This is a genomic window from Mesorhizobium sp. P2_A12 (assembly GCF_056405075.1).
Genome location: NZ_JBFUCU010000007.1, coordinates 255,793 through 270,329, shown reverse-complemented (window position 1 = coordinate 270,329; position 14,537 = coordinate 255,793). Strand labels below are relative to the sequence as shown.

Here is a 14,537-nt window from a genome sequence, read left to right as displayed (position 1 = left end):
ATCAGGCACTTTAGCGGAACAAAACGTAGACACTTCTGGCCTTTCGCCGCCGAATCACTACATTCGGGGGAGATGTCCGGCTTTTCCGAAGACATGCCCTTTTTCGATGAACCCAACGCGCGGCCCGCGGCCCCGTCGGGCATTGCCGCGCGCGCCATGGCCGCCCGCAGCGGCCACAACAATGCGCCGGACTATCTGAAGGGGCTGAACCCCGAGCAGAGGCTGGCGGTGGAAACCACCGAAGGCCCGGTTCTGGTGCTGGCCGGCGCCGGCACCGGCAAGACGCGTGTGCTCACCACCCGCATCGCCCACATCCTCGCCACCGGCAAGGCGTTCCCCTCGCAGATCCTCGCTGTCACCTTCACCAACAAGGCCGCGCGCGAGATGAAGCAGCGCATCGGCATCCTGATCGGCGAAGGCAACGTCGAAGGCATGCCGTGGCTCGGCACCTTCCACTCGATTGGAGTGAAGCTGCTTCGCAGACACGCCGAGCTTGCCGGTTTGCGCTCCGACTTCACCATCCTCGACACCGACGATGTCGTGCGGCTGATCAAGCAGTTGATCCAGGCCGACGGGCTGGACGACAAGCGCTGGCCGGCCAAGCAGTTCGCCCAGATGATCGACGGCTGGAAGAACAAGGGACAAGGCCCGGCCGACATCGCCGAGGGCGACGCCCGCGCCTTCGCCAACGGCAAGGGCCGCGAGCTCTACAAGGCCTATCAGGCACGGCTGCAAACGCTGAACGCCTGCGACTTCGGCGACCTTTTGTGCCATCCGATCCGCATCTTCCGCGCCAATCCGGATGTGCTGAAGGAATACCACAAGCGCTTCAAATACATCCTCGTCGACGAATATCAGGACACCAACACCGCGCAGTACATGTGGCTGCGCCTGCTGGCGCAGCGGCCCGATGCCGGACGCTCTTCAACATCGACGGATCTGCGACAGGCCGAAGGCCGCAAGCCCGACCGGGCGTCGGCCGGCCAGGCCGCCCCCGCGGAGGCCAGCGAGCGAAGCTCGCGTGCGACCGTGAGCGACAACAAAGTCAACATCTGCTGTGTCGGCGACGACGACCAATCCATCTATGGCTGGCGCGGCGCCGAGATTGACAACATCCTGCGCTTCGACAAGGATTTTCCGGGCGCCACCATTATCCGGCTGGAGCGCAACTATCGCTCCACCGCGCACATCCTGGGGGCTGCCTCTCATCTCATCGCCCACAATGAGGGCCGCTTCGGCAAGACGCTGTTCACCGACCGCGACGAGCCCGAGGACGACAAGGTGCATGTCCACGCCGCTTGGGATTCCGAGGAGGAAGCCCGCGCCGTCGGCGAGACCATCGAGGCCTACCAGCGCCAGAAGCACAATCTCAACGACATGGCCATTCTCGTCCGCGCCTCCTTCCAGATGCGCGAGTTCGAGGACCGCTTCGTCACGCTCGGCCTCAACTACCGTGTGATCGGCGGCCCGCGCTTCTACGAGCGCATGGAAATCCGCGATGCGCTGGCCTTCTTCCGCGTCGTCGCGCAAGGCGCTGACGACCTCGCCTTCGAGCGCATCGTCAACGTGCCGAAGCGCGGGCTGGGCGAAACCACCATCCGCCAGATCCACGACACGGCGCGCGCGCTGCGCGTGCCGATGCTGGAAGCCGCCTCCAAGCTCGCCGAAAGCGACGAGTTGAAGCCGAAGCCGCGCGCCGCCTTGCGCGAAGTGGCTGCCAATTTCGAGCGCTGGCAGAAGGCGCTGGAGACCACGCCGCACACCGAACTCGCTGAAACCATTCTCGAAGAGAGCGGTTACACCGACATGTGGAAGAACGACCGCTCGGTCGAAGCGCCCGGCCGGCTGGAGAATTTGAAGGAGCTGATCCGCTCCATGGAGGAATACGAGTCGCTGCGCTCCTTCCTCGAGCACGTGGCGCTGGTCATGGACGCCGAGCAGAATGCTGAGCTCGACGCCGTCAACATCATGACGCTGCATTCGGCCAAGGGCCTCGAATTCGAGACCGTCTTCCTGCCCGGCTGGGAGGAAGGCCTGTTCCCGCACCAGCGCGCGCTCGACGAAGGCGGCCGCTCCGGGCTGGAGGAAGAACGGCGTCTGGCCTATGTCGGCCTGACCCGCGCCAAGAAGAACCTGCATTTGTGGTTCGTCTCCAACCGTCGCATCCATGGCCTGTGGCAGTCGACCATCCCGTCGCGCTTTCTCGAAGAGCTGCCGGAAGCCCATGTCGATGTCGCCGAGAGCGGCAATTCCTATGGTGGCTATGGCAATTCCTATGGCGGCGGTTCTTTCGCCTCCGGTCGCGGCGGCCGGCAAAATCCCTATGGCGCCTCGCGCTTCGACAATGTCGGCGCCAACACAGAAAAATCCGGCGCCTTTTCCAACACTTACGCGACGCCGGGCTGGCAGCGCGCGCAAGCCAACCGCGCTGAAGCGACCGACCGTAACTGGGGCTCGCGCTCCGGCCATCAGGTCGAGCGCATCGGCTATGGCGAGACCGACTCCGGCTACGGCGCCGGCCGCACCAGCGTCAAAGGCCGCACCATCGACGGTGAGCTGGTCGCGAAATCCGTCTCGGATACGCCATCCGCCTTCAGCGTTGGCGATCGCGTCTTCCACCAGAAATTCGGCAACGGCAACATTTCGGCCATCGAAGGCAACAAGCTGACCATCGACTTCGACAAGGCCGGCCAGAAGCGCGTGCTGGACGGGTTTGTCGCGGCGGTTTGAGCGCCCGCTTGTCCCGTTGTCCTACAAGCGACCGCCCCAGCCAGAAATCTCCACCCGTCACCGATACCGCGCCTGGTTCCATTTGTGGCCGAGCAGCGACAGGATGATGATCAGCCCGTTGAAGAACTGCACGTAGAAGCCGCTCAGGCCCGCCGCCACGACGCCGGTCTGGATGAAGGACACGGTGACAGCACCGATAGCGCCGCCGACGACGGTGCCGATGCCGCCCCAGGTCGGCGTGCCGCCGACGAACACCGATGCCAGCACCGGCAAGAGATAGCCGTCGCCGGCAGTCGGCCACCAGGTGAAGTTGATCATCACCGAGAACGTGCCGGCGATCGCCGCACCGATGCCGACGAAGACGAACACTTTCACCCGCACGCGCTTGACGTCGATGCCCATCTGCTGGGCGCTGTCGGGATTGTCGCCGACCACCCTCACCTGCGCGCCGAAGCGGTGGCGGTTGTAGAGCATCGCCGACAGCACGACGAAGGCGACAGCCCAGAAGATCTGCACCGGGATGCCATAAACCTGGCTGGAGAAAATCTTATAAGCCCAGCTGTTGGCAAGGTTGGTCAGCGCCATCGACTTGCCTTCGTTGATGATCTGGATCAGGCCGCGCAGCAGGAAATTCATGCCGAGCGTGGCAATCAGCGACGACAGCCCGCCATAGACCACCAGCGAGCCGACCAGGAAACCGAGCAGTACGCCGGTGACGAGCGCCGCGGCAATGCCGAGAAACGGATCGTAGCCGGCCTGTACGACCAGCGCGAAGACCCATGAAGCAAAACCCATCGTCGCCGGAAACGACAGGTCGATTTCGCCGCAGGTAACGACGAAGACCAGCGGCACCACCACGAACAGCGCGACCGGCAGCGTGGTCAGCACCGAGCTGTAGAGATACCAGGTCGTGAAGACGGTTGGGTTGGCGATCATGAACACCGCCATCATGACGATGAACACGCCGAGCGTGCCGAGCGAAGCACGGTTGTCGAGGATGAACCCGCGCAGCCATTGATCGGATGGGTGTTTCCACTCTTTCTGTGGGCGGGGAATGGCGGTGGACGGCTCGTGCAGATCGGGTTCCATGGTCTTGCTCATCGCACTGCCCTCTCGGCGTCGCCGGTGTCGTGCAACCCGGCCAACCCGCCGGGGTGTGCGACATCCTCCATGAAGTTGATGAGGTCCTCGGCCGACTTGACCTCGCTGCGGTCGGCGGTAAGTGCGACCTTGCCGCGATCGAGCACCACGAAGCGGTCGGCGATGTCGAAGACATGATGGATGTTGTGGCCGATGAACAGGATCGAGCGGCCGCTCGCCCGCACCTGGCGCACGAAATGGAAGACCTTGGCGGTTTCGGTCAGCGACAGCGCCGTCGTCGGCTCGTCGAGGATGATCAGTTCCGCCTGCTTGTAGATGGCGCGCGCGATCGCCACGCCCTGGCGCTCGCCGCCCGAGAGTTGGCCGACAATCGACTGCGGCGTGAACACTTTCGAGGTGAAGCCGATCTCGCGCATCAGCCGGCTGGCTTCCTCGATCTCCTTGTTGACCTTCAGCCAGCCGAGGAAACCCGTGAGTTCGCGGCCCATGAAGATGTTGCGCACGATCGTCTGCTGCACGGCCAGCGCGCGGTCTTGGAACACCGTCTCGATGCCGGCCTCGCGCGAACGCGCCGCACTCCATCCGGTCACCGCCTTGCCGCGGATCAGGATTTCGCCGCTGGTCGGCTTGACCACGCCGGACAGGATCTTGATCAGCGTCGACTTGCCGGCGCCATTGTCGCCGATCAGGCCGACCACTTCGCCCCGATCGACGCTGAGATTGACCCCGCCCAGTGCATAGACCTGGCCATAGGATTTGCTGATATCGCGCAGTTCGATGATGCGTTCGGCCATCGGATCCTCGCCTTGGTTGTTGCTGCCGGCCTCTTAGCCGGCGGTCCTGCCGGCCGGGCTTAGCCCCGGCCGGCAGCTTGGGAGGTCAGCGCAGTGCCTGCTTGGCGAGTTCGGCGACGATCTCGTAATTTTCAACCGTGACGAAGCCGGCGCCGGTGTCGACATTCATCGGCGCCAGACCGAGCACCACCTGCTGGCAGAGGCTGAGGATCGGCAGATAGCCCTGCAGGAATGGCTGCTGGTCGGCCGTCAGCTGTACCCAGCCGCCCTTGAAGGCCTCGACGATCTGCGGGCTGGTGTCGAAGCCGAAGTTGAAGATGTCACCGGCCTTCCGTCCCGCCGCCTGCATGTATGTCGGCACATTGCCGAGCATCTGCCCGCCGGGATAGCCGACCGCCTTGACGTCGGGATTGTTGAGCAACGCGGCGGTGATCAACGGGATCGCGAGATTCGGATCGGCTGCCCATTCGGTTTGAGAATTGATTTGAATGACATCGATGCCGGCCTCTTTCAGCGCGGCGACTGTCCCACGCTCGCGTGCGCCCCGACTCTCATTCTCGAACGGGCCAATCATGATCGCCTTGTCGCCAGCCTTCAGCTTGGCCAGCTTGAACGCCTCGGCGCCGAGCGCGCGGCCCTGCTGCTCCTGCTGGGCGCCGACATAGCCGCCGCCGAACGCCGCCGTCACCGTCGGCACCGGCACGTTCTGGTACATCATCTTGATGCCGTCCTTGTGCGCCTGTTCAGCCAGCGGCATGATCGCCGCGTCGCCGGGGTGGCCCATCATGGCGATGCCGCCTGGCTTGACCGCGACCGCCTCGCGCAATTGCTGCACCATCTTTTCGACGTCCCAGCCGGAGAAAATGTAATCGACCTTCGGCCCGAGATCGGCTGCCGCCTGCTTGGCGCCATTATAGACGATCGTGCCGAAGGCGTCGCCCTCGGCGCCGCCGACGAAGAAGCGGATGTGGACGTCCTTGCACCATTGGGCGTCGAGCGCCTGCGCCGGCAAGGTGTAAATCGCAGCGGCGAGCGTCGTGGCGGCGGCCACGATGGTCGAGCGCAGAAGTGTCCTTCTCATCGTCATGCTCATGCACTTATCCTCCCTTTTTTCCCTGGCCAGGCCGAGGGGTTTCGACGATCGCTTCGGCTATGCGCCGCAATCTTGGCCAGCCGGCACCTCCCGCCGGCTCGCTTTCACACCGGGTTAGGCAGGTAGCTGGCACCTCCCCGGCATTGCTTCAGATAGTCCAGCGCGCGTACCTGCCCGGTGATCTCCAGTTCGTTGCGATAGACCGGATCGTGCCAGCCCTCGATGTCGATGGCGCCTTTGTAGCCGGCCAGCCGCAATTCGCTGATCACCCGCGTCCAGTCGCTGTCGCCGAAGCCCGGCGTGCGCATCTGCACGAACGGCAGCCGGCCGAATACGCCGTGTTCGCGGATCACATCCCAGCGCACCGTCGCGTCCTTGCCGTGGACATGGAAGATGCGCGGCGCCCATTTGCGGATCTGCGGCAGGGGATCGATCAGGTAGACGAGCTGGTGGCAGGGCTCCCATTCGAGGCCGAGATTGTCGTCTGGCAATTCATTGAACATCAGCTCCCACGCGTCCGGATTGTGGGCGATGTTCCAGTCTCCACCAGCCCAGTTGCCGTCCATGGCGCAATTCTCGAAAGCGATGCGCACACCCTTGTCGGCGGCGCGCCTGGCCAGCGGACCCCAGACTTCTTTGAAGCGTGGCAGGCTGTCCGGCAACGGCTTGCCGCGGAGGCGGCCGGTGAAGCCGCTGACGATCGAGGTGCCGAACAGATGGGCGTTATCGATCACCGTTTCCCAGGCCTGGAGCACGCCGCGATCGACATCGCCGCTCTCCAGCGGATTGCCGAACACACCGATCGAGGAGACCGTGACGTCGGCATCGCCGATCGCCTCTCGGATCTCACCGGCAAGCCGCGGCAGATCCTTGCCGCCCAGAGTCTGCCAGAAGAAGGGCTGGATGCACTCGAAGCCAAGCGGCAGGATCGCCTTGATATAGGCGGCCGGGTCGTCGAGATTGGCCCGCACCATGGTGCCGATCCTGATGTCTAGAAGCGGGTTTGGCATCATTGTCCTTCCTGCGAGGAGATCGTCACCCGGCGCCCGGTTTCGGCGCTCTCAATGGCGCCGAAGACCATGGCCAGGCTCTTGATGTTGTCGGCTCCGCACGTCTCCGGCTCGCTGCCGGTCTCGATCGCCCGCATGAAATCCTGGATGATGCCAAGATGGCCGCCGACGCGGTCGGCGGGATCGAGCGGCGGCACGGCAATCGGTTCGGTACGGTCGAACAGGCCTTCGCGGCCTGGCAGGACGACCTCGGCCTTCAGCTCGTCATTGCCGTCCCAGACCAGGCTGCCGCGCTCGGCGACGATGCGCCATGTGCTCTCCCAGCTGGTGCGGAAGCCGGCGGCGCACCAGGAGCCGGCATAGGTGAAGACCTTGCCGCCGCCGAGATCGAAGACGGCGCTGGCCGATGATCCCTGCCGGTACCAGGAACTCGCCGGCTCCCATTCCTGGCAGTAGACGCCGGCCGGCTCGCCATTCACCATGTAGCGGGCGGCGTCGAATGTGTGGATTGCCATGTCGAGCAGCAGGACGTGGGCCATCTCTTCGCGAAAACCGCCGAAATGCGGCGCGACGAAGAAGTCGGCATGGATGCTGGTCGCGGCACCGATGGCGCCGGAAGAGAGAAAGCGCCTGATGCGCCTGACATTGGCGACGTAGCGGCGATTCTGGACGACGGCATGGATACGTCCGGCCTGGCGGGCGGCCTCGACGATGGCGCGCGCATTCTCCGGGCTGTCGGCGAGCGGTTTTTCCGTCAGGAGATGGCAATGATGGGCAAAGGCCGAGAACGCAACCTCGCGGCGGGCGGCGGGAACCACCACGTCGAACACTGCGTCGGGCCTGGTTCGGTCGAGCACCGCGTCGAGGCTGGTGCCGATGACGGCGCTGGTGAGGTCGTATTCGCGCGCCCTCGCCTTCGCCCTGTCGGCGTCAAGGTCGACGAGGCCGACAACGGAAAGTCCGTCGATCTGCCTCACGGCATCGAGCCACTGCTTGCTCATCGCTCCGCAGCCGGCCAGGACGACATTTATCATCCAGCACTCCTCCTCCGCTCGGTCCCTCCAGACCGATCGTCACGGCATTCACGGCATGGCCGTAAACGTTTTCCGTAAACGTTTACGAGAACACACCCGATGGTGTAGAATGTCAATTGGTCGCTCGCAAAAAATTGTCTTGTCGCCTTGGCCTGAGCGCTTACCGGTGCTAGCCAAGCAAGGGGGAGAACAGTCACTTGGCGTCCAGCATTCATGACCTTGCCCGTCACCTGAACATTTCAATCGGCACCGTGTCGCGCGCCCTCAACGGCCGCGCCGACGTCAATGCCGACACGCGCCAGCGCGTGCTCGAGGCGGCCAGGACGCTGAACTATTCGCCGAACCAGTCCGGCCGCAGCCTTCGGCAGGGCGCCACCCATTCGATCGCCTTCATGCTTCAGCCGCATCCGGGCGACCAGCAATATGGCGAGCCGTTCTTCATTCCGTTCCTGATCGGGCTGCAGGCGAAGCTTGCCGAGAGCGGGCTCGACTTGATCGTGGTCATGGGCGCGCCTGGTGACTACCAGCAGGAACGCCTGCGCCGTGTCGTCGAGACGCGCCGCGCCGATGCCGTGGTGCTGGCCTGGACGCGGCGCGAGGACGAGCGCATCGACTATCTCACCCAGGCCGGCTTCCCGTTCGCCACCCTCGGCCGCAGCCGCTCCGGGGCCAAGTCATACCCTTCGCTCGACCTCGATTTCGAAAAGGCCGGTGCCGATGCGGTCGACCGCCTGGTGGCGCGCGGCCACCGCCGCATTGCCGCCATCCGCCCGTCGCTCAATCTCAATTTCGCCTACCTGTTCCTCGACGGCTATCGCAAGGCCTTGCGGCGGCACGGCATCGAGGTCGATCCCGAGCTGATCGCGTCCGGTTTCATCAACGAGGCCGGCGGCTATGAGGTGACGCCGCAGGTCATGCGCTCCAAGGACCCGCCGACCGCTATCATCTTCAACAACGACGCGATGGCGCTAGGCGGCTGCAAGGCGCTGGCCGAGATGGGTATCAGGCCGGGGCACGACATGGCGGTGACCGTCATCGTCGATACGCCGCTCTGCCGCTACTTTTCGCCGGCGCTGACCGCCTTCCGCCCGGCCCTGGAGCAGATGGGGCAGCGGCTCGCTGAAATGCTGCTGGCTTCGATCCCGGCCTTCGCCGGCCCACAAGGTCCGCGCATCATGCGCGAGGTCTGGCCATTGGAACTGGTGGCGCGCGACAGCGATTGATCTGGCCCGAAGCAGAGCCAGATCGGTCACGATCTATCAGGCCTCAATCCACCTTCTTCTCACCCCTCTCGCCGGCCTTGACGATGTCGCCGGTGGTGAACAGGATTTCCTTCAGTTCCGCCCGCCAGTCCTTCTTCTGGCGCAGCAGGAATTCGAGATCCATGCCGAAATGCTTGAACTCCTCGCCCTGCGCGTTCTCCATGATGGCGCGGGCCTGCGCGTCCTTCTCCACCGATATGCGCTGTTCGTACCAGCCTATCGCTTCCGCCTCCTCGATCAGCGAGGTGATCATGCGGGCAAAGGTCCGCACCTTCTGCGACAGTTCTTCGGGCGGTTCGTGATACTGGTCGAATCCCATGTCGTCCTCCCTGAGGCCATCTCCATGAATGCCCGGGAACGACGCCGGTTCCGTATCATCGCTGCAATTCCGCCAGCGCCCTCTGCAGGGGCGCCGGCGAAATCTGGATCGGGCCGGAGAACGGTATGTCCATGTCCAGGATGAGGTAGATCGCACCCGCGATCAGCACGGCCGAAACCACGAAGGTCGAAACCGTGATTGCGTTGCGGGGCGCCCTGAACCCGAAGCTGGCGAAGATCAGCACCAGCCACGCAACCAGCATGGCGATCAGCGGCGCAGGGATCGTGCCCTCCGACTGCTCGATCAGAATCCATCGCAACTCCACCACTTTCTGCAGGCGCTGACCGGCATCCTGCAAGAGGGAGCTGTGCGCCGCGTCGGCCGGCTCCAGTGCCCTCAGCCGGGTGCCGATCTCCGTCAGCAGATGTTCGGACAGCCGGTTGGCGACAACCGGCGTTTCGCCGGTCGGCGAGGCATCGCCCGCCACCCTCTGCACATAGACGACTAGCGGCTGGCGCGCCGCGTCGGTCTCCGGGCCATACTCGCGCAAGGTCCTGTCGAGCAGGATCAGCTCCGTCGCATAGTCGTGCACGTTGTGATCGATCGATTCGAACGTGTTCTTGGCCGAGTTGATCATCAGGCCGAGCACCAGCGAGGTCATGACCCCAAACAGGTTGGCGGCGAGCCGAACCACATTGTTCGTATCGTCGTCGCGATGTCTGACCGGCAGCCTGGGCCAGATCGCCATGCTGACCAGCGGCGCCGCTGTCAGGCACAGGAAGATCATCACTGCGATCAAAGCTTCGCGCATGACGGCCATTTCTGCACGGGATGCGCCGATTGCCAATGACCCCCGTCACCGATCACCCCGCGAAAGCTGCGCCAGGCGTCTTGCGGACGGCTCCTGCCTCAGGACACCGGCGGTGCTCCGCCCTCTTGTGTGCGCCGGGCGATGAACGCGTCGAGCACACCGGCGGTGGCGACAGCCGAAGCCGGCGGCACGAAATCGGCAAGTGTGCGCCTCCAGACAGCGGTGGCGCGCTCGCTCGCCGTCTTCGAGCCGCTTTGAGTCCAATTGCCGAAATTCGACCAGTCGGCGACCAGCGGTTCGTAGAAGGCGGTGCGGTAGCGCGCCATGGTGTGGCCGGCCGAGAAGAAATGGCCGCCCGGCTGTACCTCGGCGATTGCCTCGAAGCCGATGGAATCGCTGTCGCCGGGCGTCGCCACGCAGAGTTCAGCCACGGTCTGCAGCGCCTCGATATCGGTGACCAGCTTCTCGAAGGAAACGCTCAAGCCGCCTTCCAGCCAGCCGGCGGCATGGATGCACATCGTCGCTCCGGCCAGCACCGAGCCCCACAGCGCGAACTGCGTCTCGTGCGCCGCCTGCGCATCCGAAATGTTGGCCGCGCTGCCGCCGCCGGACCGCCATGGCAGCCCGGTGAAGCGCGCCAGTTGGCCGGCGCCCAGCGTCGCCTTGACATGCTCCGGCGTGCCGAAGGCGGGCGCACCCGATTTCATGTCGACATTGGAGGAGAAGGAGCCATAGACGACCGGTGCACCGGGCCGCACGATCTGCGCCAGCGTCAGTCCCGCCAACGCTTCGGCATGCTGCAGCGTTAGCGCACCGGCGACCGTGATCGGCGCCATCGCGCCCGCCAGGCAGAAGGGCGTGATGACCGAGATCTGCCCGGCCCTGGCGAAATCGATGATGCCTTGCGCCATCGGAATGTCGAGCTGGCGCGGCGAGTTGGTGTTGATGACGGTGTAGCAATGGGCGCCGGCGAGGAATTCGTCCTCCGAGAGCCCACGCGCCAACCTGATCATCTCGAAGCCGTCCTCGACCTGCGGCGTGCCGCGCGCGAAGACGAACGGAAGCTTGTCCGACAGCGTCAGCTGAGCGCGGTTGACCGCATAGTGGCGAAAGCGGTTGTCGACGTCCTGCGGCTCGATACAGGGTCCCAGCATATGCAGCACGTCGAAATGCTGCACCAGCCGTATCAGATCCTCGAAGTCGGCCAGCGTGCCCGGCCGCCGGCCGCGCTCGAGATCGGTGACGTTCGGCGCCCCGCATCCGGCCAGGAAGGTCATCGAGCCGAGTTCGAGCGTCAGATCGCGGGCGCGAGCACCGGCATGAGCATGGATCGATTTCGGCGCCGAGGCCAGTGCCGCCGTCACCATGTCGCGGCCGATGCGCACCATGTCGGTGTCCGGATCGACCAGGGCGCCGGCGCGGGCAAAATGCTCACGTGCCTGCGGGAGCAGCACCTTGATGCCGAGTTCTTCCAGCACCCGCAACGCCGTGTCGTGGATGGCGGCGACCTGATCATCCGAAAAAATCGGCTGCGACAGGAACGGATTCTTCAGCGAACGGTAATCGGGTCGGCGGCTGGTTTCCGAGCCGGCCTCGCCTGTCCGCCCACGCCGGCGCTCGCGCCTGCTGTCACGTGCCGCGTCATCCATCAGAAATCCTCCTCATAGCCGCATCGCCTTACCGTCGGGGTCGTAGGGCGAGCCCGCGATGACGCGCGCCGGCCGCTCCGTGCCGACGACATGCACCGAAAGCGCGGTGCCCTCGCCCGTGAAATCACGGTCGACGAATGCCAGCGCCAGGCTTTTGCCGACCGAATAGCCATAGCCGCCGGAAGTGACGAAGCCGACGCGCCGGCCTTGATGCCAGACCGGCTCGAAGCCGCTGGCGTCGGCGTCGACGGCATCGACCTCCAGCGTCACCAGGCATTGGCCGCTGCCAGCCTCCCGCTGCTTGAACGCCGCTTCGCGGCCGGTGAAGTCGCCTTTCCCAAACGCGATGAACCGGTCGAGACCGGCCTGATCGGGTGTGTAGCCCTGGGTGAATTCACGCGACCAAATGCCGAAACTTTTTTCCAGCCGCAGCGCGTTCAGCGCGTAATAGCCGATCTCGGCAAGGCCGAGATCCTCGCCGGCCGCCAGCAGCGTTTCGCGCAAGCCGGCATGCATGGTCACCGGACAACTGATCTCGAAGCCGAGCTCGCCGGCGATCGAGAGGCGGGCAACCCGCGCGGGCACCATGCCGATGTCGAATGCGCCGCAGGCCATGAACCGCAGTGCCGCGCCTGACACATCCTGATGCGTCGTGCGCGCCAGGATTTTGCGTGCATTCGGCCCGGTGAGCAGGAAGCCGCTCATCGTGTCGGAAAGGTCTGTGACCGTGATCCCCTCCGCCGCATGGCTCTCGAACCAGCGCATGTGGAATTCCCTGAGATAGTAGGAGCCCATCAGCCAATAGTCGCCGCCACCCCAGTTGATGACCGTGAGGTCGCCCTTCAGTCGTCCGTCATGGCCAAGCATCGGCGCCAGCCGCGCCTGTCCTGGTTTCGGCAGCCTGCAGGCCAGCAGCTGGTCAAGCCATGCTTCGGCCCTTGGCCCGGAAACCGCATAGCGCGCATAGGCCGAGATATCGACGAGACCGGCCGCACGCCGAACCTGCAGCGCCTCGTCGCCGACGATGTCGAAGGCGTTGGAGCGCCGCAGCGTCGTGTTCTCGCGAAACCCCATCGGCGCGAAATAGGCCGGGATCTCCAGCCCCCAGGACGCCGTCCATTCGCAACCCGCCGCCGTCATGCCGTCATAGGCGCCGGGGCGTTTCAGCGGCCGGCCGGCGGGCAGCCGCTCATTGGGAAAGGTCATGACGAAGCGGCGCGAATAGAACTGGCGCGTCGTCTGCCTGAGATATTCGCGGTTGGCGGCGAAGGCGCCATAGCGAGCAATATCCATGCCGAAGATGTCGGCCTGCGGCTCACCATAAATCATCCACTCGGCCAGCGACTTGCCGACGCCGCCGCCCTGGCTGAAGCCGGCCATGACGCCACAGGCAAGCCAGTAATTCTTCAACCCGCGCACCGGTCCGACAATCGGATTGCCGTCGGGGGTGAAGGTGAAGGCGCCGTTGACCCATTTGCGGATGCCGGCCGTCCTCAGGCATGGAAAGCGCTCATAGGCCTTGGACAGTTCCGGGCTGATGCGGTCGATGTCTTCCGGGATCAGTTCGATGCCGTAATCCCATGGCGCGCCATCCATGTTCCAATGCTTCGGGTTCTGCTCGTAGACGCCGAGTAATACGCCGCTGCGCTCTTGCCTGAGGTAGGAAAAGCCGTCGAGATCGACCGCAAGCCCGAGTTCCTTGTCGAGGGCGGCAACCTCCGGAATGTCCTCGGTGATGAAATAGTGATGCTCCATCGGCGTCACCGGCAAGTCGACGCCAGCCATGCGGCCGAGCTGCTTTGCCCACAGCCCGCCGGCGTTTACGACATGCTCGGCCACGATCGTGCCTTGCTCGGTGACGACATCCCAGTGCCCGTCGGCACGCGCCTTCAACGCGACCACGCGGTTGCGCAGGATCACGTCGGCCCCACGCTTCTTCGCGGCGCCGGCATAGGCATGCGTCGCTCCATAAGGGTCGAGATGGCCTTCGTTGGAATCGTAGAGGCCGCCGAGTACGTCGCTGACATCGACGATCGGGCAGATCTCCTTGATCTCTTCCGGTGTCACCAGGCGAGCCGTTTCGATGCCGACTGACTGGAACACGGCCCAGGCCGATTTCAGCCATTCCCAGCGCTGGGGATCGCTGGCCATGTTGACGCCGCCCGTCATGTGCAGGCCCGCGTTCTGGCCGGATTCGGCCTCGATCTCGCGATAGAGCTTGATGGTGTAGTCCTGCAGCGCCGCGACGTTGGGATCGGCATTGAGCGCGTGAAACCCGGCCGCCGCGTGCCAGGTCGAACCGGCCGTCAGTTCGGCCCGCTCGATCAGCGCCACATCGCTCCAGCCGAAACGCGTCAGATGATAGAGCACCGAGGCTCCGACCACGCCACCCCCGATAACGACTGCGCGGTAGTGCGACTTCAAGGGCTTCCCTCCCCGGTTAGTCCGAAGGCTGCACCATATACGCACTGGACATAAGTGTCTAGTGCGATGCGGGGCACACCTCGCTTTGTCGACCGGAGCCTGAGGGGGTGATCAATTCTTTCGTGCGGCCACACGTTTTTGTCGGCTTGCAAAGATGCCGACGGGCGGGCATTGCGCGCTGTCACGCAAGCATCATGTTCGCGCCGTAGACCGCTTTTCGGGGAGGCGCACGCGGCATCATCGATGCCGCACCTCTTTCAGCTTTTTCGCCATCGGCCGCTCCGGCACGCTTTGTTACAAAGAGGATCAT

Annotated in this window: 12 protein-coding genes; 2 read left to right on the top strand and 10 right to left on the bottom strand. The window is 64.5% G+C overall.

Annotated features, from left to right (window positions below):
- Positions 1–72 precede the first annotated feature (72 nt).
- Positions 73–2,730 (top strand): ATP-dependent helicase, encoded by a 2,658-nt coding sequence (locus AC1DZU_RS18135; protein WP_477286930.1) that lies wholly within the window; start codon positions 73–75, stop codon positions 2,728–2,730.
- 57 nt (positions 2,731–2,787) lie between these two features.
- Here AC1DZU_RS18135 and AC1DZU_RS18130 read toward each other — a convergent pair whose 3' ends face one another.
- The 5 genes from AC1DZU_RS18130 to AC1DZU_RS18110 form a co-directional block, all read right to left on the bottom strand.
- Entirely contained in the window at positions 2,788–3,831 is a 1,044-nt protein-coding gene (locus AC1DZU_RS18130; RefSeq protein ID WP_477286928.1) for an ABC transporter permease, read from the bottom strand.
- Complete coding sequence (locus AC1DZU_RS18125) at positions 3,828–4,625, bottom strand: ATP-binding cassette domain-containing protein (RefSeq protein WP_477286926.1); 798 nt, start codon at positions 4,623–4,625, stop codon at positions 3,828–3,830. The genes AC1DZU_RS18130 and AC1DZU_RS18125 overlap by 4 nt, the downstream gene beginning before the upstream one ends.
- Before the next feature lie 85 nt (positions 4,626–4,710).
- Positions 4,711–5,718, bottom strand: coding sequence for a substrate-binding domain-containing protein (locus tag AC1DZU_RS18120; RefSeq protein WP_477286924.1), 1,008 nt, complete (start codon positions 5,716–5,718; stop codon positions 4,711–4,713).
- A 104-nt stretch (positions 5,719–5,822) separates the two neighbouring features.
- On the bottom strand, positions 5,823–6,731 hold the full coding sequence (locus AC1DZU_RS18115) for a sugar phosphate isomerase/epimerase family protein (protein ID WP_477286922.1): 909 nt from the start codon (positions 6,729–6,731) through the stop codon (positions 5,823–5,825).
- A complete protein-coding gene (locus AC1DZU_RS18110; protein ID WP_477286920.1) occupies positions 6,728–7,762 on the bottom strand; it encodes a Gfo/Idh/MocA family protein in 1,035 nt (344 codons plus the stop codon). Before AC1DZU_RS18110 ends, AC1DZU_RS18115 begins: the two co-directional genes overlap by 4 nt.
- A gap of 197 nt (positions 7,763–7,959) precedes the next feature.
- Between AC1DZU_RS18110 and AC1DZU_RS18105 the strand changes: the two genes are divergently transcribed.
- Positions 7,960–8,985, top strand: coding sequence for a LacI family DNA-binding transcriptional regulator (locus AC1DZU_RS18105; RefSeq protein WP_477286918.1), 1,026 nt, complete (start codon positions 7,960–7,962; stop codon positions 8,983–8,985).
- 43 nt (positions 8,986–9,028) lie between these two features.
- Here AC1DZU_RS18105 and AC1DZU_RS18100 read toward each other — a convergent pair whose 3' ends face one another.
- The 5 genes from AC1DZU_RS18100 to AC1DZU_RS18080 form a co-directional block, all read right to left on the bottom strand.
- Positions 9,029–9,343, bottom strand: coding sequence for a ferritin family protein (locus AC1DZU_RS18100; protein ID WP_477286916.1), 315 nt, complete (start codon positions 9,341–9,343; stop codon positions 9,029–9,031).
- Between the two features lie 55 nt (positions 9,344–9,398).
- Positions 9,399–10,154, bottom strand: a complete 756-nt coding sequence (locus AC1DZU_RS18095) for a bestrophin-like domain (RefSeq protein WP_477286914.1) — start codon at positions 10,152–10,154, stop codon at positions 9,399–9,401.
- A gap of 98 nt (positions 10,155–10,252) precedes the next feature.
- Complete coding sequence (locus AC1DZU_RS18090; protein WP_477287062.1) at positions 10,253–11,806, bottom strand: trimethylamine methyltransferase family protein; 1,554 nt, start codon at positions 11,804–11,806, stop codon at positions 10,253–10,255.
- A 9-nt stretch (positions 11,807–11,815) separates the two neighbouring features.
- Entirely contained in the window at positions 11,816–14,227 is a 2,412-nt protein-coding gene (locus tag AC1DZU_RS18085; RefSeq protein WP_477286912.1) for a GcvT family protein, read from the bottom strand.
- 181 nt (positions 14,228–14,408) lie between these two features.
- On the bottom strand, positions 14,409–14,537 hold the full coding sequence (locus AC1DZU_RS18080) for a hypothetical protein (protein ID WP_477286910.1): 129 nt from the start codon (positions 14,535–14,537) through the stop codon (positions 14,409–14,411).